At 68.8% G+C, this 22,255-nt stretch carries 15 protein-coding genes; 8 read left to right on the top strand and 7 right to left on the bottom strand.

Going from position 1 to position 22,255, the window contains the following annotated elements; all coding sequences use genetic code 11:
- Window positions 1–33: 33 nt before the first annotated feature.
- Window positions 34–1,617, bottom strand: a complete 1,584-nt coding sequence (locus AZL_RS03760; RefSeq protein WP_012973340.1) for a S10 family peptidase — start codon at window positions 1,615–1,617, stop codon at window positions 34–36.
- Window positions 1,618–1,836: 219 nt separating this feature from the next.
- On the opposite strand from AZL_RS03760, the gene AZL_RS03755 reads away from it, so the two are divergent.
- From AZL_RS03755 to AZL_RS03745, 3 genes are all read left to right on the top strand, one after another.
- Window positions 1,837–3,543, top strand: a complete 1,707-nt coding sequence (locus AZL_RS03755; RefSeq protein WP_012973339.1) for a methyl-accepting chemotaxis protein — start codon at window positions 1,837–1,839, stop codon at window positions 3,541–3,543.
- Window positions 3,544–3,676: 133 nt separating this feature from the next.
- Window positions 3,677–5,353 carry a methyl-accepting chemotaxis protein gene (locus AZL_RS03750; RefSeq protein ID WP_012973338.1) on the top strand — a complete coding sequence of 559 codons (1,677 nt, stop codon included), beginning with the start codon at window positions 3,677–3,679 and terminating at the stop codon, window positions 5,351–5,353.
- A gap of 104 nt (window positions 5,354–5,457) precedes the next feature.
- A complete protein-coding gene (locus tag AZL_RS03745; protein ID WP_012973337.1) occupies window positions 5,458–6,141 on the top strand; it encodes an orotate phosphoribosyltransferase in 684 nt (227 codons plus the stop codon).
- A gap of 74 nt (window positions 6,142–6,215) precedes the next feature.
- Here the strand turns inward: AZL_RS03745 and AZL_RS03740 are convergent, their stop codons facing one another.
- From AZL_RS03740 to AZL_RS03715, 6 genes are all read right to left on the bottom strand, one after another.
- The gene (locus tag AZL_RS03740; protein WP_012973336.1) at window positions 6,216–7,046 is read right to left on the bottom strand and encodes a galactosyltransferase-related protein; all 831 of its coding nucleotides are present in this window, start codon (window positions 7,044–7,046) and stop codon (window positions 6,216–6,218) included.
- Entirely contained in the window at window positions 7,033–9,699 is a 2,667-nt protein-coding gene (locus AZL_RS03735) for a tetratricopeptide repeat protein (protein ID WP_012973335.1), read from the bottom strand. The genes AZL_RS03740 and AZL_RS03735 overlap by 14 nt, the downstream gene beginning before the upstream one ends.
- Window positions 9,700–9,730: 31 nt before the next feature.
- Window positions 9,731–10,453 (bottom strand): hypothetical protein, encoded by a 723-nt coding sequence (locus tag AZL_RS03730; protein ID WP_012973334.1) that lies wholly within the window; start codon window positions 10,451–10,453, stop codon window positions 9,731–9,733.
- Between the two features lie 42 nt (window positions 10,454–10,495).
- The gene (locus AZL_RS03725) at window positions 10,496–11,473 is read right to left on the bottom strand and encodes a glycosyltransferase family 10 domain-containing protein (protein ID WP_042442472.1); all 978 of its coding nucleotides are present in this window, start codon (window positions 11,471–11,473) and stop codon (window positions 10,496–10,498) included.
- Window positions 11,474–11,617: 144 nt separating this feature from the next.
- The gene (locus AZL_RS03720) at window positions 11,618–12,901 is read right to left on the bottom strand and encodes a hypothetical protein (RefSeq protein WP_012973332.1); all 1,284 of its coding nucleotides are present in this window, start codon (window positions 12,899–12,901) and stop codon (window positions 11,618–11,620) included.
- 223 nt (window positions 12,902–13,124) lie between these two features.
- Window positions 13,125–14,405: a hypothetical protein gene (locus AZL_RS03715; protein WP_148219182.1), complete on the bottom strand. Its 1,281-nt coding sequence runs from the start codon at window positions 14,403–14,405 to the stop codon at window positions 13,125–13,127.
- 602 nt (window positions 14,406–15,007) lie between these two features.
- On the opposite strand from AZL_RS03715, the gene ileS reads away from it, so the two are divergent.
- The 5 genes from ileS (at window position 15,008) to AZL_RS03690 (ending at window position 22,171) form a co-directional block, all read left to right on the top strand.
- A complete protein-coding gene (ileS, locus tag AZL_RS03710) occupies window positions 15,008–17,839 on the top strand; it encodes an isoleucine--tRNA ligase (RefSeq protein WP_012973330.1) in 2,832 nt (943 codons plus the stop codon).
- 196 nt (window positions 17,840–18,035) lie between these two features.
- Window positions 18,036–18,551, top strand: coding sequence for a signal peptidase II (gene lspA / locus AZL_RS03705; RefSeq protein WP_012973329.1), 516 nt, complete (start codon window positions 18,036–18,038; stop codon window positions 18,549–18,551).
- Between the two features lie 154 nt (window positions 18,552–18,705).
- Window positions 18,706–19,263 (top strand): DUF3035 domain-containing protein, encoded by a 558-nt coding sequence (locus AZL_RS03700; RefSeq protein ID WP_247894263.1) that lies wholly within the window; start codon window positions 18,706–18,708, stop codon window positions 19,261–19,263.
- 140 nt (window positions 19,264–19,403) lie between these two features.
- Window positions 19,404–20,813 carry a M16 family metallopeptidase gene (locus tag AZL_RS03695; protein WP_086935331.1) on the top strand — a complete coding sequence of 470 codons (1,410 nt, stop codon included), beginning with the start codon at window positions 19,404–19,406 and terminating at the stop codon, window positions 20,811–20,813.
- Window positions 20,814–20,815: 2 nt separating this feature from the next.
- Entirely contained in the window at window positions 20,816–22,171 is a 1,356-nt protein-coding gene (locus AZL_RS03690; protein WP_012973326.1) for a M16 family metallopeptidase, read from the top strand.
- The last annotated feature ends 84 nt before the right edge of the window (window positions 22,172–22,255 follow it).

The raw sequence follows: 22,255 nt of genomic DNA, 5'->3' as shown, positions 1-22,255 counted from the left end.
GGGCGCCCCTTTCCCGTTTCCGGCGACGGCCGTTCATCGCGTCCGCAGGCTGTCGGCGATCAGCGCGCGGGCGTCGGCGGCCAGCGCCGCCCGGCTTTCGGCCCGCGTGTACATCATGTGCCCGCCGGGATGGACCGTCACCGACACCCGGCCGCGCTCCCCCTCCGGCAACTCCAGCCTGGACGCCACCCAGCGCGACGCCATGTAGGGCGTGATCAGGTCGGTGCGGCCATGGACGATCAGCACCCGCAGCGCCGGCTGAAGGGTCAGCGCCGTCTGGAGCGCGTCCACGGCGCTCGGCACCGTCATGCGCGGCCATTCCCAGTTCCGGTTCACCCGGTCGCTGAGCAGGCGGTAGGGCGTGTCGGTCCGCACCCCCAGCGTGTCATGGGCATAGGCGGCGAAGGCCGTCGTATAGGTCGGCACCGTGCCCTTCAGGAAGGCGTCGAACGGCGAACGCGCCGCCCCCGGATCGGGATCGGGTGCGGTGAAGGTGCCGTCATAGATGCTGAGGACGCGTCCGCGGTCGCGCAGCAGATCGCGCGTGAAGACCCCCATCGGCACCCGCCCGCGCTGGCGCCGCACGGTCTCCTCCGGCAGGCCGGTCAGGCGGGCGACCTCGGCGAAGACCTCCCGCCCCGCGTCGAGCCGTCCATAGTCGAGACCGGCCAGGCCGGACAGGTAGGGGCCGAGGGCGAAGCGCTCCGCCGCCTCGGCCGCCTGTTCCGGCGTGCCGGGCGTGCGCCCCAGCGCGGCGGCGGATGCCGCCATCGACGGCAGCTTCCAGGCCGGGGCGAGGATGCCGTCCTCGTCGATGGCGGCGAAATCGACGACGGGCGAGACCAGGATCAGCCCGTTCACCGCCAGGCCGACCTGGTTGATCAGCTCGTCCGCCATCTTGGCGATGCGGAAGCCGCCATAGCTCTCCCCCGCCAGGAAGGTCGGCGACGACCAGCGGCCATTGCGGGTCAGCCACAGGCGGACGATCTCCGCCATCGACCGCGCATCGCCGTCCACCGACCAGAAGCGCTTTTCGGTCTCGTCGGGTTTCACCGCCCGGCTGAAACCGGTGCCGACCGGATCGATGAAGACCAGATCGGTGAAGGCCAGCCAGCTGTCGGGATTGTCGACCAGCCGGGCGGGCGGCGGCGGCAGGGCGCCATCCGGCCCGAAGGCGACCACCTTCGGTCCCGCCGCCCCCAGATGCATGTAGGCGGACGCCGCCCCCGGCCCGCCGTTGAAGACGAAGGTGACCGGGCGCGGCCCGTCCGACGGCGTCTTCGGTTCGGCGCTGTAGGCCACCGTGAAGATGCGCGCCGCCAGCTCCTCCTTGGCGCCGTCACGCAGGGGCAGGAACTCGGCCGTCGCGCTATAGGCCAGCGCCCCGTCCGGCAGCGGCAGGCTGTGCCTGGTGACGCTGCGCTGGGGATCGAAGCCCTGGAGGTCATCGGACTTGCCGGCCTCCGTCCTGGCGGTTTCCGCCTTGCCGCTCTCCGGCTGGTCGGCGGCGAAGGCGGGGAAAGCGGCCAGCGGCGGCATCAGCAGGGCCGGAATCAGGGCCAGGACCGACAGCGGGAACAGGCTGCGGGCGCGGAACGGGGTGGGCTGGGCGGGCATCGGCGCATCCAAGGCGGTTTCCCGGATCGGGGTCCGGGCTCCGCATATTGCGGCAGTGTGCCCGATCCGCAACCCGCCCGTTTATTCGCCGCCGCCGCGCCCGCGGCCTTGCCGGCCCGCATGGCGATACGCATTTTGAGTAATCCAATTAGGTAACATCTTCCTGGTAGGAAATCGCCTACCGCCCCTTCCGGGCCAACTTCGACGGGATGCGCCGACATGTTCCTTTCCCGGCACGCCACGATCCGCACGAGACTGTTCCTCGGCTTCGGCGTGGTTCTTGTGCTTCTGATCAGCCTGACCGTCATCGGAGTCCGCGAGGTGCGGAAGATCGACTCCGATCTGACCCGCATCAACGATGTGAACAGCGTCAAGCAACGCTATGCCATCAATTTCCGCGGCAGCGTCCATGACCGCGCCATCGCGTTGCGCGACGTGGTGCTGATCGGCGATCCGGCGATCCTCTCATCGATTCTGGCCACCATCGACCGGCTGGGCGCCTTCTACGACGAGGCCGCCAAGCCGCTCGACGCCATGTTCGCCAGCATGACCGACATCGAGCCCGAGGAGCGGGCCCTGCTGGCCGGTATCAAGGAGATCGAGGCGAAGACCCTGCCGGCGATCAAGTCGGTGATCGCCGCCCGCAAGGCCAACGACATGGCCACCGCCCAGAAGATCCTGATGCAGGACGCCCGTCCGGGCTTCGATGAATGGCTGAAGCGCATCAACGCTTTCATCGACCTGCAAGAGCGCAAGAACCAGCAGATCGCCGCGCGGGCGCGCGGCGTCGCCAGCGGGTTCCAGACGCTGATGCTGTCGCTGTGCGGTGTCGCCCTGCTGATGGCCGCCGCCTTCGGGCTGTGGACGGTGGCGGCCCTGCGCCCGCTGCGCCGGCTGACCAACGCGATGCTGACGCTCGCCAAGGGCGACCTGACGGTCGCCGTCCCGGCATCGGAGTCCAAGGACGAGATCGGCCAGATCACCGGCGCGGTCGAGGTGTTCAAGGCCAACGCGGTCGAGGCCGACGCCTTCCGCCGCCGTCAGGCCGAAGCGGAACACGCGGCCGAGGAGCGCAAGCGGGCCGAGATGGCGGCGCTCGCCAACCGCTTCGAGAGCGAGGTGAAGGGCGTGGTCGACAGCGTCGCCGCCTCCTCCACCGAGGTGCGGAGCCTGGCGCAGTCGCTGGCGACCACCGCCGACCATACCGAGACCCAGGCGACCACCGTCGCCGCCGCGTCGGAACAGGCGTCGGTCAATGTCCAGACCGTGGCCGCCGCCGCCGAGGAGCTGGCCGCCTCCATCGCCGAGATCGGCCGCCAGATCGGTGAAAGCAGCCGCAAGGCCAAGCAGGCCGCCGATCAGGCCGACGGCACCAACCGCATCGTCGACGGCCTGTCGTCCAAGGCCAACCAGATCGGCGATGTGGTGAATCTCATCAACTCCATCGCCGGCCAGACCAACCTTCTGGCGCTGAACGCGACGATCGAGGCGGCGCGCGCGGGCGAGGCCGGCAAGGGCTTCGCCGTGGTCGCCAGCGAGGTCAAGAGCCTGGCCAACCAGACCGCCAAGGCGACCGGCGACATCTCGCAGCAGATCGCCGAGATCCAGACGGCGACCGCCGACGCGGTCCAGGCGATCCAGAGCATCGCCGCCACCATCGGCGAGGTGAACAGCATCGTCGGCACCATCGCCCAGGCGGTCGACGGCCAGAACGCCGCCACCATGGAGATCGCCCGCAACGTCCAGCAGGCGGCGGCCGGCACCAACGAGGTCTCCGCCTCGATCGGCGGTGTCCTGCAAGCGGCGTCGGAGACCGGAAGCGGTGCGACGCGCCTGCTCGCCTCGTCGGGCGAGCTGTCGAAACAGGCGGAGCTGTTGAACACCCAGGTCAACCGCTTCCTCGGCAGCGTCCGCGGCACGGCTTGATCGATCGCGCGCGGGTGGCCGGGCGCCCGCGCAACATCCCTAAAAACCCCTATGGAAGAACACACATTAAATTGCCTATGATGCACGGATGATACGCCAAACCCATTTTGTGCACCAATGAAGGGTTGCGCGAATGTCCGTTCTGACATTGTCCCGGAAACTTTCTCTGCTGCCTTTGTCCTTTGCTCTGGCTTTGCTGATCGTGGGGGGCGTCGGCATTTCGGCGCTTTGGGTGGTCGACAGAGCGAACGAGCAGGTTCTGACCACGGCCGAAGCCCTGGCCAACCACCAGACCGGCGACATGATGCACGATGCCTTGCGCGCCGACGTGCTCGCCGCCCTCCTGGTCGGGCCGGACGGAACCGAGGCGGAACGGGAGGAGGTGCGCAAGGACATCAAGGAACATGCCGAGACCTTCCGCGAGGCGCTGAACGCCAACCGGCGCCTCGCCCTCAGCCCCACCGTCGAAAAGGGTGTGGGCGACCTGCTCGGCCCGATGGAGGAATATATCCGCGCGGCGGAAAATCTGGTCGATCTGGCCCTGCGCGACACGGCGAAGGCGAAGGCCGGGCTTCCCGCCTTTCTGGAGCGCTTCCATCAGTTGGAGGACCGCAACGACGCCCTGTCCACCCTGATCCGGACGGAGAACCAGGCGAACAGCAAGGAGTCCGACTCCATCACGATCTATGCCTACGCGTTGATCGGCGCGGTGACCGCGCTGGCCATCGTCGGCTCGGCGATCCTGGCGCTGGGCATCGGCCGCTCGATCACCCGGCCGCTCGACCGCGCCGCCGACGGGATCGCCGGCATCGGCCATGGGCGACGCGACATCGCGTTGGACTATCCCGTCGATGACGCCATCGGCCGGGTGACCGCCGCCGTGATGCTGATGCAGAGCCAGGCGGCCGATCTCGATCGCCGCAGGGCGGAGGAGGAAGAGCGGCAGTCCCGGGATCTGCGCAAGCTCGCCACCCTGGGCGAGGCGACCGACCGTTTCACCCACCAGACCGCGGCCATCCTGCGCGGCCTGGGCGCCACCAGCGAGCAGCTGCAATCCACCGCCGGCCTGATGTCCGAGGATGCCGGGCGCGCGGCGGGCGAGATCGGCGACCTGCGCGGTCGCGCGGACAGCGCCGCCCGCATCGTGCGCGACGCCGCGGCCGGCGCCGACGGGCTGGGAGGGCTGATCGACGAGGTCGGCCGCCACAGCGGGCAGGCCACCCGGATGACGGCCGACGCCGTCCAGCGGACCGGCGAGGCGGCGCACAGGATCAGGGACCTTGCCGACGCGTCGCGACGGATCGGCGACGTGGTCGGTCTGATCAACTCCATCGCCAGCCAGACCAACCTGCTGGCGCTGAACGCGACGATCGAGGCCGCCCGCGCCGGCGAGGCCGGCAAGGGCTTCGCCGTGGTCGCCAACGAAGTGAAGAATCTCGCCGGCCAGACCGCCCGCGCCACCGAGGACATCCAGGGCCAGATCGCCGGCATCCAGGCCATCGTCGACGATGCGGTGCAGGCCATGGACGGGGTGTCGAGCACGGTGGAGGCGGTTCGCGACAGCGGGGCGGCCATCGCCGACTCGGTGTCGCGCCAGTCGGACGCGGCGCAGGGCATCCTGCGGGCGATGAATGACGGCTCGGGCGCGGTGACGGCCATGTCCGGCACGCTGGCCGGCGTGCACGACACCATCGTCGGCACCGACCGCACCGCCGGCGAACTGGCCGCCGCCGCGACCGAACTGCGCCGGGAAATGGAACGGCTGCGGACGGAGGTCGACAGCTACATCCTCAGCGTGCGGACGGCCTGAGCAAGGCGGCTCGGGTCACCGCCGCGGGGGATCGTCGGGAATTGCGAATCGCGCCCTCCCCCGCTACACAGGGCGGCGATCACCGTTTTCCCGGAGCCTCCGTCATGTCGTCCCTGCCCGATCAGGCCACCATCGCCGCCACCGCGGCCAAGATCCTGCTGGAGATCAAGGCGCTGCACTTCAACGCCGAGACGCCGTTCATCTTCACCTCGGGTTGGGCCAGCCCGGTCTACACCGACTGCCGCCGCATCGTGTCCTTTCCGCGCGCCCGCAAGGCACTGATGGATTTCGCCGTCGCCACCATCGAGCGCGAGATCGGCTATGAGGCCATCGACGCGGTGGCGGGCGGCGAGACCGCCGGCATCCCCTTCGCCGCCTGGATCGCCGACCGGCTGGAACTGCCGATGCAGTATGTGCGCAAGAAGCCGAAGGGCTTCGGCCGCAACGCCCAGATCGAAGGACTGCTGACCGAGGGGCAGCGCGTCCTGCTGGTCGAGGATCTGGCGACCGACGGCAAGAGCAAGGAGAATTTCGTCACCGCGCTGCGCAACGGCGGCGCCCAGGTGACCGACACCTTCGTCATCTTCCACTACGGCATCTTCCCGCAGTCGAAGGTCAACATGGACGCCATCGGCGTGCGCCTGCACGCGCTGTGCACCTGGTGGGACGTGCTGAAGGTCGCGCGCGAGAACCGATATTTCGACGAGAACACCCTGTCCGAGGTCGAGAAGTTCCTGAACGACCCGGTCGGCTGGTCGTCGGCCCATGGCGGCAAGTCGAGCATGTGAGGAGAAGGGGCGGCGGCGCCCGCCGCCCAAACCTTCCTTTCCGGAAAGCACGCCGCCCCGTTCAGTCGCCGTCCTCAGGCGCCGTCCTCGCGAGCCTGGGCGGCGGCGCGGTCCGCCTCGGCCTGGTCCGGCCGGGGGGCGTGGGCGAAACGGACCCGGACGATCTCCCAGCGCTCCTCCGCTCCCGCGATGCAGCCGGCGCAGGGGCGGCGGTCCAGCACCTCGAAGGCCAGCGAGGACAGCCCGTCGCCGGCCGGAATCTTGCCGGTTGACCACAGCTCCTGGAAGACCCGGCGGTTGACCAGGGAGATCGGCGACGGCGCCGCCTCGGGGGTAAAGCCGTCGTTGCGGTGGTCAAGCGGCTGGAAGCGCCCCTTGCGCCGGCTGGTGGGAAGCTGCCGCGCCCGGATGCGCAGCGAGAAATCGAAATCCTCGTACCCCCAGCCCCAATAGCCGTTGGAATAGCCATCGACCTGCCGCATCACCGCGTTCGGCATCAGCAGAACCCCGCCCATCGAGCTTTCCAGATTGGTCGTCACCGTACGGTCGGAAACGCCCGGCGCCACCGGCCGCTGTTCGGCCCCATACCACAGGATGGGCGTGGGGCGGTCGGCCCAGGAATAATCGGCGTCGACCGGCAGATAATCGACATCATGCAGACAGGCATAGTCGCTCCACGCCTCGCCCAGCAGGAAGCCGGCATTCATCAACGCCCCGCGGTTGAACGGCAGCCCGTCCTCCTGTTCGACGATGGTGACGCGGTAGTCGATCGGCGGCTCCAGCCGATCGAAATAGGCGCTCACCCACGGAGCGAACTCGCGCAGATGGCTTTCGCGGTCCCGATAGGGAACGACGATGTTGAGCCGCCGCGAAAGCCTCTGTCCGGCGCTGTCATCGACTGTCATATGCCTTTCCTTCCTGATCAGGGTTCCAGCCGACCGGCCCCGCTTCGGCGGCGATGGTGATGTGCCGCGGCCCGGCGCCGGACCGGTGATTGTCCCACATCGCGCGATAGGCCGCCTCGAGATGGCGGGTGAAGCGCGGCGTGTCGAACAGCGGACAGGTCGGCAGGGCGCGCGCCAGCCGGTGCCGCAGGTCGCGGAGCCTTCCGGGCGAGCGGGCGAGCGATATCGCCGCCGCCTCATACGCCTGCTGGTCCTCGACGATCAGTTCGGGCAGCCCGGCCGCCCGCAGCAGGCTGGCCGCCACCCGCCCGGCGAAGGTGGTCCCCCGCCGCGTCAGCACCGGCAGCCCCGCCCACAGGGCGTCGCTGGCCGTGGTATGGGCGTTGTAGGGCAGCGTGTCGAGGAATAGGTCGGCCAGCCGGTGCCGCGCCAGATGCTCGGCATGGGGCAAGGGAGCGGCGAAGACGAGGCGGCGGGGGTCGTTGCCGCGGGCCTCGCCCTCGCGCCGGAGGTTGTCGGCGGCCTGCGGATTTCCGGCATAGAGCCAGAGCAGGCTGTCCGGCACCGCCGCGAGGATGCGCGCCCAGCCGTCGAGCAGGGCCGGCGTCAGCTTGTGGGTGCTGTTGAAGCAGCAGAAGACGAAGCCGTCCTCCGGCAGCCCGCAGGCCGCGCGCGACGGCGTGGCGTCGGCGATGACCCGCCGGCGGTCGTTGGGCTGGTAGCAATCCGGCAGCCGCACCACCCGCTCGGTGAAGAAGCGCTCCTCACCCGGCAGGATCACGGTCGGGTCGGCCAGGATGTAGTCGACGAAGGAGGCGCCCAGCGTTCCCGGATAGCCAAGCCAGTTGACCTGCACCGGCGCCGGGCGGGCGGCCAGGATCGCGGTGCGCGAGAAGGTGGTGAAGCCGGTCAGGTCGACCAGGATGTCGACGCCGTCCGCCGCGATCACCGCAGCCGCATCGGCGTCGCTGTGGCGGCGCAGATCGACGAAGCGTTCCAGCGAGCGCTCGAACCGCCGGCGCAGGGCGCTGCCGTCGTCGATGCCGGTCGAATAGGCGGTGACGGCGAAGCGCGAGCGGTCGTGCGTCTCCAGCGCGTCGACCATCAGATGGCCCATCGCATGCTCGCGGAAATCCGACGACAGGTAGCCGACGCGCAGGCGCCGGTCGGCTGACGCGGCGGCGGACGGGATGGCGGCGGGCATATTTACGGGGACCGCGTCGCGGGACTTCGCCGCCGCCCAGCGGGCCGCCACGGCCATCTGGTCGGCGAGGGACGAATCGCAGGACAGCAGGTCGAACGGCGACACGCCCTCCGCCCCCTCCCGCGCCCGCCGGAGCAGCAGCGCCTCCAGCCCGTCCAGCCCGCGCCAGTCGCAAAGCGCCCGCTGCTGGCGGAAGAGCTGGCCGAGGGCGGCGGCGTGCCCCGGCGCCAGCCGCAGCACCCGCCGGCAGGCCTCGGCCGACTGCCCGCTCCAGTCGCACATCGCCGCCGCCATCGCCAGATCGGCATGGCTCTCCGGATCGCCGGGCAGCAGGACGATGGCGTTGCGCAGGGCGGCGACGGCGAGGTCGGGCCGGACGGCATCGACCAGCACGCGCCCCATCCGCCGCCACGCCTCGTCATTGGCCGGCTGCCGGGCGGTCAGGCCGCGCAGGACCGCCAGCGCCCCCTCCGCCTCGCGCAGGATCGACAGGGCGAGCGCGAGATTGATCTCGGCGACCGGGAAATCGGGTTGCAGGGCCAGGGCCGCCCGGTATTCCACCACCGCGTCCCGCAGGCGGCCGAGCGACCGCAGGGCGTTGGCGAGATTGTTGCGCGCCGCCGGATCGGACGGCGCCAGCCGCACCGCCGCCGCCGCCGCCCGCCAAGCCGTTTCCCGCCAGGCCTCCTCCCGCCGCTCGGCGGCCTGGGCGGCGTTGCCCAGCGCCAGCCAGTTCGCGGCTTCCGCCGGGTCGAGGGCGACGGCGATCCGGGCGGCGCCGGCGGCCTCCGCCGCGCGACCGCCCGCCTCCAGCACACAGGCGAGATTGTACCAGTGTTCGGCGCTCTGCGGGGCGAAGCCGGCGGCCTTGCGCAAGGCCGCCTCCGCCGCTCCGCCGTCGCCCATCCGCTGGAGCGCGACGCCGAGCTTGCCCCAGCCGGCGGCGTCGCCGGGATCCAGCCGCACCGCCTCGCGGTGGGCGGCGGCGGCCTCGGCGAAGCGGCCGAGGTCGAGCAGGGCGACGCCGAGATTGTTGTGGACCTCGCCGAGATGGGCGTGGGTGGCCAGAACCTTGCGGTAATGGGGTTCGGCGTCCCCCGGCCGTCCCTGGCCGTGCAGGGCGAGCGCCAGACCATACTGGGCATCGACCGAGTCGGGGCCGACCCGCAGCGCCGCCGCATAGACCGTCGCGGCGGCATCCCAGCGGGCCATGCCGGCCATCGCCGCACCGAAATCGAGAAGGACCTCCAGGTTCCGGGCGATGGCGAGCGACTTCTGGAACAGGGTCACCGCCTCCCCCGGACGACCCAGCCGCAGCTCGACCATGGCGAGCCGGTGCAGGGCGGCGGCATCGCGCGGGTCGGCCCGCAGAAGGTCGAGATACAGCTCCCTGGCCTGCGGGAGATCGCCGCGGGCCTCCGCCGCCGCGGCGCGGGCGAAGCCTGTCATCCCCTGAACCCTCCGTCCGCCATCGCCGCTCCTAATCCCGCCAGCGCGTGTGTTCCATGATGCGGGGGAACCCGGCCGGACGGCGGTCGTCGCCCCATTGCGAGATGTCGGGGATGGTCGCCACGCCGCAGCGGCGGCCGAGCAGGCTGAGGATGCTCTGGTCGTGGCGGTGGTCGCGGAAATCGGGATAGTCCGGCAGGCCGCATTCATTGGGCGCGTCGGTGAGGATCCGGGCGTCCTCGGCATGGCGCAGCCATTCCGCGACGAAGGCCATCGTCGCAGGCCCGCGCTCGCAGACCACGAAGCTGGCGAGGATTTGCGGCGCCCCGGCATAGGCCGGCTGGTCCAGCCCCATGTAGTGGAAGCAGTCGCGCTTGGTCCAGACGCTGTTGCGGTGCTCATCCTCCAGCGTGAACAGCAGAAGGGGAAGGTCGCGCCGCTGGCGGCACAGCTCGATCACCGGATCGGCGCTGTGGACGAAATGGGCGCCGCTGTCGCTGTAGAACAGGATGTCGCCGTCCCGCAGATGCTCGCGCAACAGCAGGTCGATGAAATAGGGCTTCCACAGCCAATAGCCGGCGCCGCGCGGCTGGCCGAGGATATGCGCGTTGCGGGCGGCGAAGCCGGCATCGATGTGCCGCCGCCCCATCATCGCCACGCCCTCGAAACCACCCACCGACAGGCCGGTCTTGGCGTTGTATTTCTGCGCTGTGGTGAAGGCGCCGTCGGCATAGTTCAGCAGCACACGCTTCATCGCGACGCCCTCCCCTTCATCATGATCTCCGCGAATTGCCTCTTACAGGCGGCTTTCGATCCATTCGGCCAGACGATAGGCATCGAAATAGAAATCCTCGGTGCCGAGGAAGGGCGCCGTGCCGCGATAACGGCGGTAGCTGTCGTAATCGTCGTCGATGGCCAGGATCGCCTCGATGGCCTCCTCGTCGGAGGCGTAGCGCGACACGTCGATGAAGCTGCCGGCGGCGACATCGCGCAGGACGCCGGAATCGCCCCAATAGAGCGGAACCGTCCCGGCCTGGAAGGCGTCCAGGATCTTCTCGGTCAGGTAGCCGGGATGGGCGGCGTTCTCGAAGGCGAAGGCGAAGCGGTAGCGCGCGAAGACGCGGATCTTCGGCAGCCAGCCCATCTTCACCACGCTGCCGGTGTTGTTCAGCAGCCAGCCGACCGACTCCACATGGCGACGGGCGCACAGCATCTGGAAGAAGTCGTTGCGGCGGGCGCAGTGGGGATTCTTGTAGAGGAAGGCGCAGAATTTCCGCTTGGCCGCCTCCTCCCGCGTCGGCGGCACCGGCGGCAGGACCGGATGGCAGAAATGCGGGGTCGCCCCTTCGCGCCGGTGGTCCCAGGCATGCATCACATAGAGCGGCAGGCGGTAATGCCGGGGATGGTCGATGCGGTCGAACGACACCGACATGTCGACGCCGTCGAGCGGCGGGCGCACATTCTCGCCGGTGAAGAACAGGGCGCGGGCGGTCCGCGCCTCGCGGTGGCGCTCGCCGAACACCGACAGGATGGCGAGGTCGCTGTCATTGTCGACGACCGAGACGTCGAAGCGGGACGACAGGATCTCAACGAAGAAATTCGCGGACGGATCGAACTCCGGCCAGAAATCGAAGAAGGCGATCTTCAGGCGCGGCCTGGCCGCCCGGCCCCCGCGTTCCGGCCCATGCAACAGGAAACGGTCGAGCACCGCGGGGTCCCGGTTGGGAGAGGCAAGGAATTCCGACAGGAAGTCGCTCGTCCGCTGGTCGATCATGCCAGAAAAAAGCTCCCGCTCGCGCCGAGTGCGGCGAACGGCCGGCACCCCGGACCCACTCGGCCGGGACACCGTAATTTTGCCGCCGGCCGGTTGCCAGCGCTATTTGATCCCCCGCCGGTCTTTCAGGCCGGGGAGGAGTGATCAGCCGCCGCCGGTCAGGATGAAGTTGCCCATGAAGAGCGCGGCGTGGCCGGCAGCCTCCAGCCCCGTCGGGGCGGCGAGCCAGAAGGCGCGCAGGTCGATCGCCGCCCCCTTGGGCAAGGCTCCGCCGTCCGGCGCCAGGACGGTCACGGCGACGGCCCCGTCATGGTTGCCGGGAAGGGTCACCATGAGCGACAGCCGCTGGTCCGGCCGGGTCACCGTCAGCGGGCCGCCACCGACCCAGCCGCCATCGATCGCGCGGCCATCGATCGCGCATTCGTCGATCGCGCATTCGTCATCGGCCGATCGCAACCACAGCAGGGTGCCCACCGGGACGTCATGGCAGACCGCGTCGATGCGGAACCTCTCGGGCGTCGCGTCGAGGTTGGCGAGGCCCAGCGTCCGTGGCGCCGTGCCCGCCACCGCGGTGCTGCGCCAGCCGGCGGCGCCGTTCCAGGCCAGCCATTGCGCCACCTCGGCATTCCGGTCGCCCGGCGGCGGGTTGCGGAAATAGGGGGTCGAGAACAGCGCCACGAAGCACGGGTCCGGGTGGCGCGAACCGGCCGGGTCGAAGACGAACGGCGTCGTTCTGTTGATGCCGATGGCGTTGCGGCCGACGGTGGGGATCGCCGCGCCCGCCGTATCGCCATCGCCGGTGGCGCCGACGAGCTGCCAGTCCGATGGTCGGCCGATGCCGATCCCGGCGCGGCAGGCGAACAGCGACACCGTGCCGCCGAGCCGGTCCGGAAAGAGGTTCCTCTCGCGGACGTAGAGATAGGTCCGGTCGCCGGCGGAATCGACCCAGGGAGCTCTCCGCCAGCCCAGAGCCGAAGTCCAGGCCGCGAGCTGCGCCCACGTCGCCTTGACCGGCCCGTTGCTGATGATGTCCGGCGACCCGTGGAAGCCGGCCGATGGCTGGGGAATGGTGCCCCGATCCGTCAGGCTCTTGCGGATGAGCCCGCCGTGCCACACGGTGAACACCTTCCGCGCGGCATCCCGGCAGGAATCGTAGCTCCAATTGCCGCCGCTGGCGTCGCCGCCGGCGTTGTAGAGGGTGTTGGTCAGCTTGGCCGTGTTGGGATCGGCGGAGCCGACCCCCAGGGACTCGGCCCATATCGCGGTCAGGACCGTGGCGAGATCATCGATGTTCGGATTATGGTTCGCGTAAAGATAGGTCGCCGCCTCCGACAGCGTCGCATCCTGGGCGAACAGGCCCTCGGCGGAATTGACGAGATCCGAATTGATCCCCCGCTCGACATCCGCGACATCCTCAAAATCCGACATCTCGTCTCCCCCTAATCCATTCGCATTATTCTTATTTCACATGGGTAAATGACATGGATTTGAATTTCTCATCATCGGATATGACGATGAGGAGGAACCCGGCTTCCTTTGACGGCGATCACGGTCAAAGGGGATCGCGCGGCTCCCGCTTGCGGCGTCCGCGACGAAAAGGCGTCCGGCCGGCCCCGCCGGGGCGGAGACCAGCCGGACGCCCGGTATGCGATCAGGCGCCGCCCGTCAGCAGGAAGTTGCCCATGTAGAGCGCGCCGCGGCCATCCGCCTCCAGGCCGCTCCGGGTGAGGAGCAGATGGCGGGCGACCTCGACGAACTCCGGATGATCGGGTTCGACGAGCCAATGATAACGCAGGTCGATCTCCGCTCCCTTCGGCAGCGCCTTGCCGTCCGCCGTCAGAACGGTCACGTTGACGGTGCCGTCATGCTTGCCGGGGAGCGTCACGGTGAGCGACAGCACCTCATCCGGACGGGTGGCTCGCAGCGCGCCGCTGTCAAAACCGCCCTGGGCGTCGGTCGACACCAACCGCACGGTGGTGCCCACCGGAACATTGTTGCAGACCGCCTCGATCCGGAACGCCTCGGACGTCGCGTTGAGGTTGGCGAGACCGAGCGCCAGCGCCTTGGTGCTCGGCACATCGGCGTTGTGCCAGCCGGTGCTGCCGTTCCAGGTCAGCCAGCGCACCGCGTCGAAGTTGTTGTCGCTCGGCCTCGGGTTGCGGAAATAGGAGGTCGAGAACAGCGCCACGAAGCATACATGCTCGGGGCCCGAGCTGCCCGGGTTGAAGAGGAAGGGATCCAGGCTGTTGATGCCGATGGCGTTCTGGGCGACCGCCTGCACGACCGCGCGGGCGGCGCCGCTTTCCGTGCGGATGAGCTGCCAGGTCGACGGCAGGCTCATGCCGATGCTGGCACGGTAGGCGTACAGCGACACCGAGCCGCCGAGCTGATCCGGGAAAAGGTTCTTCTCACGGACATAAACGTAATTCTGGCCGTTGACCGGATTGACCCAGGGGGCCGTGTTCCATCCCGAGGTCGACGTCCAGGTCGAGAGCTGCTGGTCCGTCGCCCTGGTCGCCCCGTTGCAGATGATGTCCGGCGATGAGTAGACATTGGTCGAGGGATAGGGAATGGCGCCCGTGTCCGACAGGCTCTTGCGGACGAGGCCGCTGTGCCAGACGCCGTAGACCTTCTGCGCGGCCTTCTGGCAGTCGTTGCGGGTCCAATTGCCGCCGCTGGCGTCGCCACCGGCGTTGTAGAGCGTGTTGGTCAGCTTGCTCGTGTTGGGGCTGGCCGTGCCGACCCCCAGGGAATCGGCCCACACGGCGATCAGCACCTCCGCCAGATCGTTGATGTTCGGAGCATAGTCACCGTAGAGGAAGACCGCCGCGTCCGACAACGTGACGCCTTGCGCGAACATATCCTCGGCGGATTTCACCATGTCCTTGCTGACCACCCGAGTGGTCGGGATAGCCTCTGCGACATCCGACATTCGAAACTCCCTTTGCTTGCTTGTGCTATGCTTTTTCAGGCAGCACACACAGATATGAAAGATAATAATTGATCATATTATTTGAACGCAAATTCTTGCGTTCGACTCAATTACAGTCTCGATAAAAAAATAATGCAAATGGATTCTTGTCACAAAATAATACACACGCGCTTGTATTTTTCATTGATGCGCAAAATAATGCGCTCGTATTCACTAGGCACGCTAAGAAATATTATGAATATTATGGCCACCGAGAAGTGAGCGCACACCGGAGCGAGGCCGGCCTGCGGCGGGCATCGCCCCTCGAGCCCCCCGTAAGGAAGGAAGGGTTCCCGGCCGGACATCGCCGCTCCGGAGCGGAACAAGATTACCCTGGGGCGCCTGTGAGCGATCCTTGACCGCGCGGCCCGCGCCGCTAATATCCGGCGCCATGGACGTCTCGTTGCGGATCCCGATGATGATGCGCGCCCCGGCGCATCGCGCGCGAATTACCGGCCCGGCTCTCTGAGGAGGGCCGGGATAGAGACCTGCTGTGTTCCGGGTGGCGTGACGGCTCGTCCTGCCTGCCGCCCGACGGTGATGCTTTCCCCCAGGGATCCGATATGACCCGCGATTACAAATCGACCGTCTTCCTGCCCCGCACCGACTTCCCCATGCGCGGCGGCCTGCCGACCAAGGAACCCGAGCTGCTGAAGCGCTGGGCCGAGATGGACCTGTTCGGCAAGCTGCGCGCCGGCGCCAAGGGCCGCAAGAAGTTCGTGCTGCATGACGGCCCGCCCTACGCCAACGGCAACATCCACATCGGTCACGCCGTCAACAAGATCCTGAAGGACGTGATCGTCCGCTTCCGCCAGATGCAGGGCTTCGACGCCGACTATGTCCCCGGCTGGGACTGCCACGGCCTGCCCATCGAATGGAAGATCGAGGAGAAATACCGCAAGGCCGGCAAGAACAAGGATGACGTCCCGATCATCCAGTTCCGCGCCGAATGCCGCCAGTTCGCCGAGGAATGGGTCGGCATCCAGGCCGCCGAGTTCCGCCGGCTCGGCGTCGAGGGCGACTGGAAGCGGCCCTACGCCACCATGACCTTCCCGGCTGAGGCGCAGATCGTCCGCGAGATCCACAAGTTCGCGCTCAACGGTGGCCTCTACAAGGGCTTCAAGCCGGTGATGTGGTCGGTGGTCGAGAAGACCGCGCTGGCCGACGCCGAGGTCGAATACCACGACCACACCTCCACCACCGTCTTCGCCCGCTTCCCCGTCTGGGGCTCCTCGGCACCGGAGGTCGACGAGGCCAGCATCGTCATCTGGACCACCACCCCCTGGACCCTGCCGGGCAACCGCGCCATCGCCTATGGCGACGAGATCGAATACGCGACCTTCAAGGTCACGGCGGTCGCGGAAGGCTCCAAGGCGGTGGTCGGCGAGCGCCTCGTGCTCGCCACGGCGCTGGCGGAGAGCGTGGCTCGGGAGACCGGCATCACCGAGTGGAAGCAGCTGCACCGCTTCCCCGGCTCGCGCCTCGCCGGCACCTATTGCCGCCACCCGCTGAACGGCAAGGGCTATGACTTCAAGGTGCCGCTGCTGGCCGGCGATTTCGTGACGACCGACGCCGGCTCGGGCTTCGTCCACATCGCCCCCGGCCATGGCGAGGACGACTTCCGCCTGGGCCAGGCCAACGGCATCGAGGTGCCGCAGACGGTGGGCGAGGACGGGCGTTATTACGCCCATGTCCCGCTGTTCGCCGGTCTGGCCGTCTACACCGACCAGGGCAAGCCCGGCCCCGCCAACAAGGCGGTGCTGGAGGCGTTCGGGGAGGTCGGATCGCTGCTGGCCAGCAACCGCATCAAGCACAGCTACCCGCACAGCTGGCGGTCCAAGGCGCCGCTGATCTTCCGCACCACGCCGCAATGGTTCATCTCGATGGAGACGAACGAGCTGCGCAAGGTGGCCTTGCAGGCGATCTCCGATACCCGCTGGGTGCCGCCGCAGGGCGAGAACCGCATCCGCTCGATGATCGAGAGCCGCCCCGACTGGTGCATCAGCCGCCAGCGCGCCTGGGGTGTGCCGATCGCGCTGTTCGTGCGCAAGGCGACCGGTGAGGTCCTGCGTGACGAGGCGGTGTTCGCCCGCATCGCCGACATCTTCCAGCAGGAGGGCGCCGACGCCTGGTTCGCCCGCGATCCCCAGGACTTCCTCGGCAATTCCTATGCCGCCGACGAGTTCGAGCAGGTCCGCGACATCGTCGACGTCTGGTTCGAGTCGGGCTCCTCGCACGCCTTCGTGCTGGAGCAGCGGCTGGAGGAGCTGGCCTGGCCGGCGGACCTCTATCTGGAAGGCTCCGACCAGCATCGCGGCTGGTTCCACTCCTCGCTGCTGGAAAGCTGCGGCACCCGCGGCCGGGCGCCCTACAACGCGGTGCTGACCCACGGCTTCGTGCTCGACGAGCAGGGCCGCAAGATGTCCAAGTCGCTCGGCAACGTGGTGGCCCCGCAGGAGGTCTGCGACCAGTATGGCGCCGACATCCTGCGGCTGTGGATCATCAACTCCGACTATTCGGAGGATCTGCGCATCGGCAAGGAGATCATCAAGACCCAGGCCGACCTCTACCGCCGCCTGCGCAACACCCTGCGCTACCTGCTGGGCGCCTTGGCCGACTACGGCCCGGCCGAGCGGATCGACGCCGCGGAGATGCCGGAGCTGGAGCGCTGGGTCCTGCACCGCCTGTCGGAGCTGGACACGCTGGTCCGCGAGAAGGTCGATGCCTACGACTTCCACGCCCTGTTCGTCGCGCTGCATAACTTCTGCGCGGTCGAGCTGTCGGCATTCTATTTCGACGTCCGCAAGGACAGCCTCTATTGCGACGCGGTCGATTCGGTGCGCCGCCGCTCGGTGCGGACGGTGATGGAGCATCTGTTCTCCACCCTGACCGCCTGGCTCGCCCCGATCCTCTGCTTCACCGCGGAGGAGGCATGGCTCGCCCGGCCTGAGGGTTTGGGCTGGAGCGAGGAGAGCGTGCATCTGCGCGGCTTCCCCGAGGTGCCGGCGGCGTGGCGGAACGATGCGCTGGCGGCCAAGTGGGAGACGGTGCGCACCGTCCGCCGCGTCGTCACCGGCGCCCTGGAGCTGGAGCGCGCCAACAAGACCATCGGCTCGTCTCTCCAGGCCGATCCGACCGTCTTCGTCGACGCCGCGACCAAGGCCCTGCTGGCCGATGTCGATTTCCAGGATGTCTGCATCACCTCGGCCATCGAGGTGACGGACGCGGCGGCGCCGGAGGGCGCCTTCACCCTGCCCGACGTTCCCGGCATCGCCGTCGCCCCGGCTCTGGCCGAGGGTGGCAAGTGCGAGCGCTGCTGGAAGGTCCTGGAGGAGGTCGGCACGGTCGCCGATCATCCGACGCTCTGCGTCCGCTGCGCCGACGCGGTGGCATGAGGTCAGCCTCCACAGCCGCGGCTCTATCCCCTCTCCCCCCCGCTCACGTGCAAACTTCCTTTGCGCTGACGCGACAGACGGACCTCCGGTCCGCCGAAAGCGGGGAGAGGGTTAGGGTGAGGGGGATCCGCCCGCCGGACGCCCGTCGCCGCGCATCTCCCTCACCCCGACCCTCTCCCCGGAGGGGAGAAGAAAGATGTATGGCCCCATGAACGCCTTCGTCGCCAACCGAACCCATTCCCACTGGCTGTTCGGGCTGATCGTCGCCGTGATCGTCGTCGCCCTCGACCAGATCAGCAAATGGTGGATCCTCGAACAGGTCATGCAGCCGGTGCCGCATGTCATCGAGGTGACCTCCTTCTTCAACCTCGTTCTGGTGTGGAACTTCGGCGTCAGCTTCGGCACCTTCGCCGGCGGCGGGGCGATGATGCCCTACATCCTCAGCGCCGTCGCCGCGGTGATCGCCGTCTGCCTGATCTCCTGGCTGCGGCAGGCCGAACGGCGGCTGGTGGCGCTGGCGCTCGGCTTCATCATCGGCGGGGCGGTGGGGAATGTCGCCGACCGGCTGATGCATGGCGCGGTGGTCGACTTCCTCGATTTCCATCTCGCCGGCTGGCATTTCTGGGCCTTCAACGTGGCCGACAGCGGAATCAGCGTCGGCGTGGTCCTGCTGCTGATCGACGGACTGTTCGCGGGCCGCGAAAAGTCGTAAGAGTTCCGTCGCCGGTGGCGCTATAACCTCCGGCGAGCGCTGACCATGCGGCCTCGACCTCCGAGCCGGGTCGCAACGACGTGACAGACGACGGGATCCTCCGAACGTGACCAGCATCTCCTCCGCCCTCTCCTTCCCCCGGAATCGGCTTCCGTTGGCGCGGCTTCCGCTCATCGGGCTGGCGCTCGCGGCGATGACGCTCGCCGGCTGCTCGGATGTGCGCCGGTCGATCGGTCTCGACCGCCAGAGCCCCGACGAATTCTCCGTCGTTTCCCGCGCTCCGCTGACCCTGCCGCCCAGCATGCAGGATCTGCCCAAGCCGCGCCCCGGCGCCGCGCGCCCGCAGGACGCCACCCCGACCCAGACCGCCGCCGGCGCCGTGTTCGGCAACGCCGCGCGCGGCGCGGCGAAGACCGCCGGTTCGACGGCGGGCGAGAAGTCGCTGGTCGCCCAGGCGGCGGCGCGCGACGGTATCGACCCCAACATCCGCGCCAAGGTCGATCAGGAAACCACCCAGCTGATCGTCGCCGACAAGAGCTGGATCGATTCGCTGCTGTTCTGGCAGACGCAAGAGCCGCCGGTCTCCATCGTCGATCCCGGCAAGGAGCAGCAGCGCCTGCGCGAGGCCCAGGCCCAGGGCAAGCCGGTCGACGGCGCCGCCACCCCGACCATCGAGCGCAAGCGCAAGGCGCCGCTGGAGGGGCTGTTCTAAACGGACCCCGCCCGCGCCCGCACGGTTCGCCTCGCATGGTCGAGCCTTGTCCCGGGCGCGGCATCACACCAGTTTCGGGGGGCGCCTTTCCCAGCGGAGGGCGCCCCTTTCGATTCGGACCTCCTGCTCCGGGAGCCCCCATGCCCGCCTGTTCCTCAGCCCGCCGCCTCGCCGCGGCCGGACTTCTCGCCCTGACCTTGACCGTCGCCGCTCCGCCGACGCCGGCGCCGATGCCGATACCCCTCGGGATCCGGCCCGCCCAGGCGGCGGAAAAGGGGGTGTTCTTCCCCGAAAGCTTCACCCTGGCCAACGGCATGCAGGTCGTGGTCATCCCCAACCACCGGGTGCCGGTGGTGACCCACATGGTCTGGTACAGGGTGGGGGCGGCCGACGAGGAGCGCGGCCAGTCCGGCATCGCCCACTTCCTGGAACATCTGATGTTCAAGGGAACGGACACCATCCAGCCCGGCGAATTCAGCCGGATCATCGCCAAGAATGGCGGACGCGACAACGCCTTCACCAGCTACGACTACACCGCCTATTACCAGAATGTCGCCCGCGACCGGCTGGAGATGGTGATGCGGATGGAGGCCGACCGCATGGCCAACCTGAAGCTGACCGACGCGGTGGTCTATCCCGAGCGCGACGTCATCATCGAGGAGCGGCGCCAGCGCATCGAGAACGAGCCGGCCGACCGCATCGGCGAGCAGATCAACGCCACCCTGTTCGTCCACCACCCCTACGGCACCCCGGTGATCGGCTGGCCGCAGGAGATGTCGGCCCTGACCCGCGAGATGGCGGAGCGCTTCTACAAGACCTGGTACACACCCAACAACGCCATCCTGGTGGTGTCGGGCGACGTGACGGCGGCCGAGTTGAAACCTCTGGCCGAACGCTATTACGGCGCCATTCCCGCCCGCCCGGTGCCGGAGCGCCGCCGCGTGACCGAACCGCCGCTGACCTCGTCGCGTCAGGTGGTCCTGCGTGACGCCGAGGTGCGCCAGCCTTCGGTCCGCCGCCTGTGGGTCGCCCCCTCCTACCGCCTCGACCCCAGCCAGCAGGCCTACGCGTTGCAGGTGCTGGCCGAGATCATGAGCGGCGGCAGCACCTCGCGCCTCTACCGCAGTCTGGTGATCGACCAGAAGCTCGCCACCTCGGCCTGGCTCGGCTATGGCCCGACCGCCTGGGACATGGCGACGCTCAGCGTCGGCGCCAGCCCGGCCGCCGGGGTGCCGATGGACAAGCTGGAATCGGCGCTGTGGGCCGAGGTCGACAAGCTGCTGGCCTCCGGCGTGACGGAGGAGGAGGTGGCCACCGCCCGCAAGCGCATGCTGGCCGCCGCGGCCTACGCCCGCGACAGCCTGACCGGTCCGGCGCAGACGCTGGGTGCGGCACTCGCCACCGGCCAGAGCCTCGACGAGGTGGAAAACTGGCCGGTGCGCATCGATGCCGTCACCGCCGATCAGGTCAACGCCGCCGCCCGCGCCGTGCTGAGCCAGACCAACCACGTCACCGGCCTGCTGCTGCCGCCGACGGGAAAGGACAGTTGAGGATGAGCGTGCGTCATTTCTCCATGCGGGCGGGCGTCGCCACGCTGCTGCTCGCCATCCTCGCCCTCGCCCTCCCCGCCCGGGCCATGGACATCAGGCGGGTAGTCAGCCCCGGCGGGATCGAGGCGTGGCTTGTCGAGGACCACAAGGTTCCGGTGCTGGCGCTGGAATGGGTCTTCGACGGGGCCGGCGGCACCGACCCCAAGGGCAAGGAGGGGCTGGCCAACCTCGCCACCACCATGCTGGACGAAGGCGCCGGCCCCTACGACTCGCAGGCCTTCCAGGCCCGGCTTCAGGACAAGGCGATCGCGCTCGGCTTCACCGCGGGGCGCGACGGCTTCAGCGGATCGCTGCGCACCCTGACCGAGAATCGCGACGATGCGCTGGACCTGACCCGGCTCGCCCTGACCGAGCCGCATTTCACGCCCGACTCGCTGGACCGCATGCGGGCCTCGATCATGGCCGGCCTGAAGCGGGATCTCGCCGATCCCAACTATGTGGCCCGGCGCCAGTTCTACGCCACCGCCTTCCCCGATCACCCCTATGGCGGCGAGAGCCGGGGCAGCCTCGAAACCCTTCCCGCCATCACCCCGGATGATCTGCGCGGCTTCGTGAAAAATCAGTTCGGCCGTGACCGGCTGGTGGTCGCCGCCACCGGCGACATCTCGCCCGACGATCTCGGCAAGGCGCTCGACCGGGTGTTCGGCGCCCTGCCGGCCAAGGCCGAGGCGAAGCCGGTCGCGGATGTGACGATGTCCGGGCAGGGCCAGACCATCCTGCTGCCGCGGCCGACGGCGCAGACCGTCATGCTGATGGGCCAGCCGGGGGTGAAGCGCGACGATCCCGACTGGTACGCCGCCACGGTGATGAATTATGTGCTGGGCGGCGGCGGCTTCGGCTCCCGCCTGATGGAGGAGGTGCGCGAGAAGCGCGGCCTCAGCTATGGCGTCTACAGCTACCTGATCCCGATGGACCATGCGGCGCTGGTGATGGCCGGCGGTTCCACCGTCAACGCCAAGGCCGGTCAGGCGCTGGACATCATCCGCCAGGAATGGGCGCGCATGGCCAGGGACGGCCTGACCGACCGGGAGATGGCCGACGCCAAGACCTTCCTGACCGGCTCCTTCCCGCTGCAACTCGGCTCGACCCAGGCCATCGCCCGCATCCTGTTGCAGGTGAAGCGCGACAATCTCGGCATCGACTACCTGAACCAGCGCGACCGCTACATCAACGCGGTGACCCAGGACGACATCAAGCGCGTCGCGCGGCGCCTGCTCGACCCGGCGACGCTGCTGACCGTGCTGGTCGGCAAGCCGGAGGGCGTCACCCCGACGCGGACGATCGACGGGGGGAGCTGAGGCGCGGGCCGGCTTTTCCTCTGCCGTCCCGCATAGGCCGATCGGCGGTGCCGGCCGCCGCGTTTTGCGCCGTGGCCGTGGACG

Origin of the sequence: Azospirillum sp. B510, from assembly GCF_000010725.1 — a bacterium.
Taxonomy (GTDB): Bacteria; Pseudomonadota; Alphaproteobacteria; order Azospirillales; family Azospirillaceae; genus Azospirillum; species Azospirillum lipoferum_B.
Note: the sequence above shows the minus strand (reverse complement) of the source record. Positions and strands in the feature narration are given on the sequence as shown.

Bases quoted from the DNA above. Each gene is read 5' to 3' on its own strand.
- AZL_RS03760 (WP_012973340.1), bottom strand. From the start codon at position 1,617: ATGCCCGCCCAGCCCACCCCGTTCCGCGCCCGCAGCCTGTTCCCGCTG.
- AZL_RS03755 (WP_012973339.1), top strand. From the start codon at position 1,837: ATGTTCCTTTCCCGGCACGCCACGATCCGCACGAGACTGTTCCTCGGC.
- AZL_RS03750 (WP_012973338.1), top strand. From the start codon at position 3,677: ATGTCCGTTCTGACATTGTCCCGGAAACTTTCTCTGCTGCCTTTGTCC.
- AZL_RS03745 (WP_012973337.1), top strand. From the start codon at position 5,458: ATGTCGTCCCTGCCCGATCAGGCCACCATCGCCGCCACCGCGGCCAAG.
- AZL_RS03740 (WP_012973336.1), bottom strand. From the start codon at position 7,046: ATGACAGTCGATGACAGCGCCGGACAGAGGCTTTCGCGGCGGCTCAAC.
- AZL_RS03735 (WP_012973335.1), bottom strand. From the start codon at position 9,699: ATGACAGGCTTCGCCCGCGCCGCGGCGGCGGAGGCCCGCGGCGATCTC.
- AZL_RS03730 (WP_012973334.1), bottom strand. From the start codon at position 10,453: ATGAAGCGTGTGCTGCTGAACTATGCCGACGGCGCCTTCACCACAGCG.
- AZL_RS03725 (WP_042442472.1), bottom strand. From the start codon at position 11,473: ATGATCGACCAGCGGACGAGCGACTTCCTGTCGGAATTCCTTGCCTCT.
- AZL_RS03720 (WP_012973332.1), bottom strand. From the start codon at position 12,901: ATGTCGGATTTTGAGGATGTCGCGGATGTCGAGCGGGGGATCAATTCG.
- AZL_RS03715 (WP_148219182.1), bottom strand. From the start codon at position 14,405: ATGTCGGATGTCGCAGAGGCTATCCCGACCACTCGGGTGGTCAGCAAG.
- ileS (WP_012973330.1), top strand. From the start codon at position 15,008: ATGACCCGCGATTACAAATCGACCGTCTTCCTGCCCCGCACCGACTTC.
- lspA (WP_012973329.1), top strand. From the start codon at position 18,036: ATGTATGGCCCCATGAACGCCTTCGTCGCCAACCGAACCCATTCCCAC.
- AZL_RS03695 (WP_086935331.1), top strand. From the start codon at position 19,404: ATGCCCGCCTGTTCCTCAGCCCGCCGCCTCGCCGCGGCCGGACTTCTC.
- AZL_RS03690 (WP_012973326.1), top strand. From the start codon at position 20,816: ATGAGCGTGCGTCATTTCTCCATGCGGGCGGGCGTCGCCACGCTGCTG.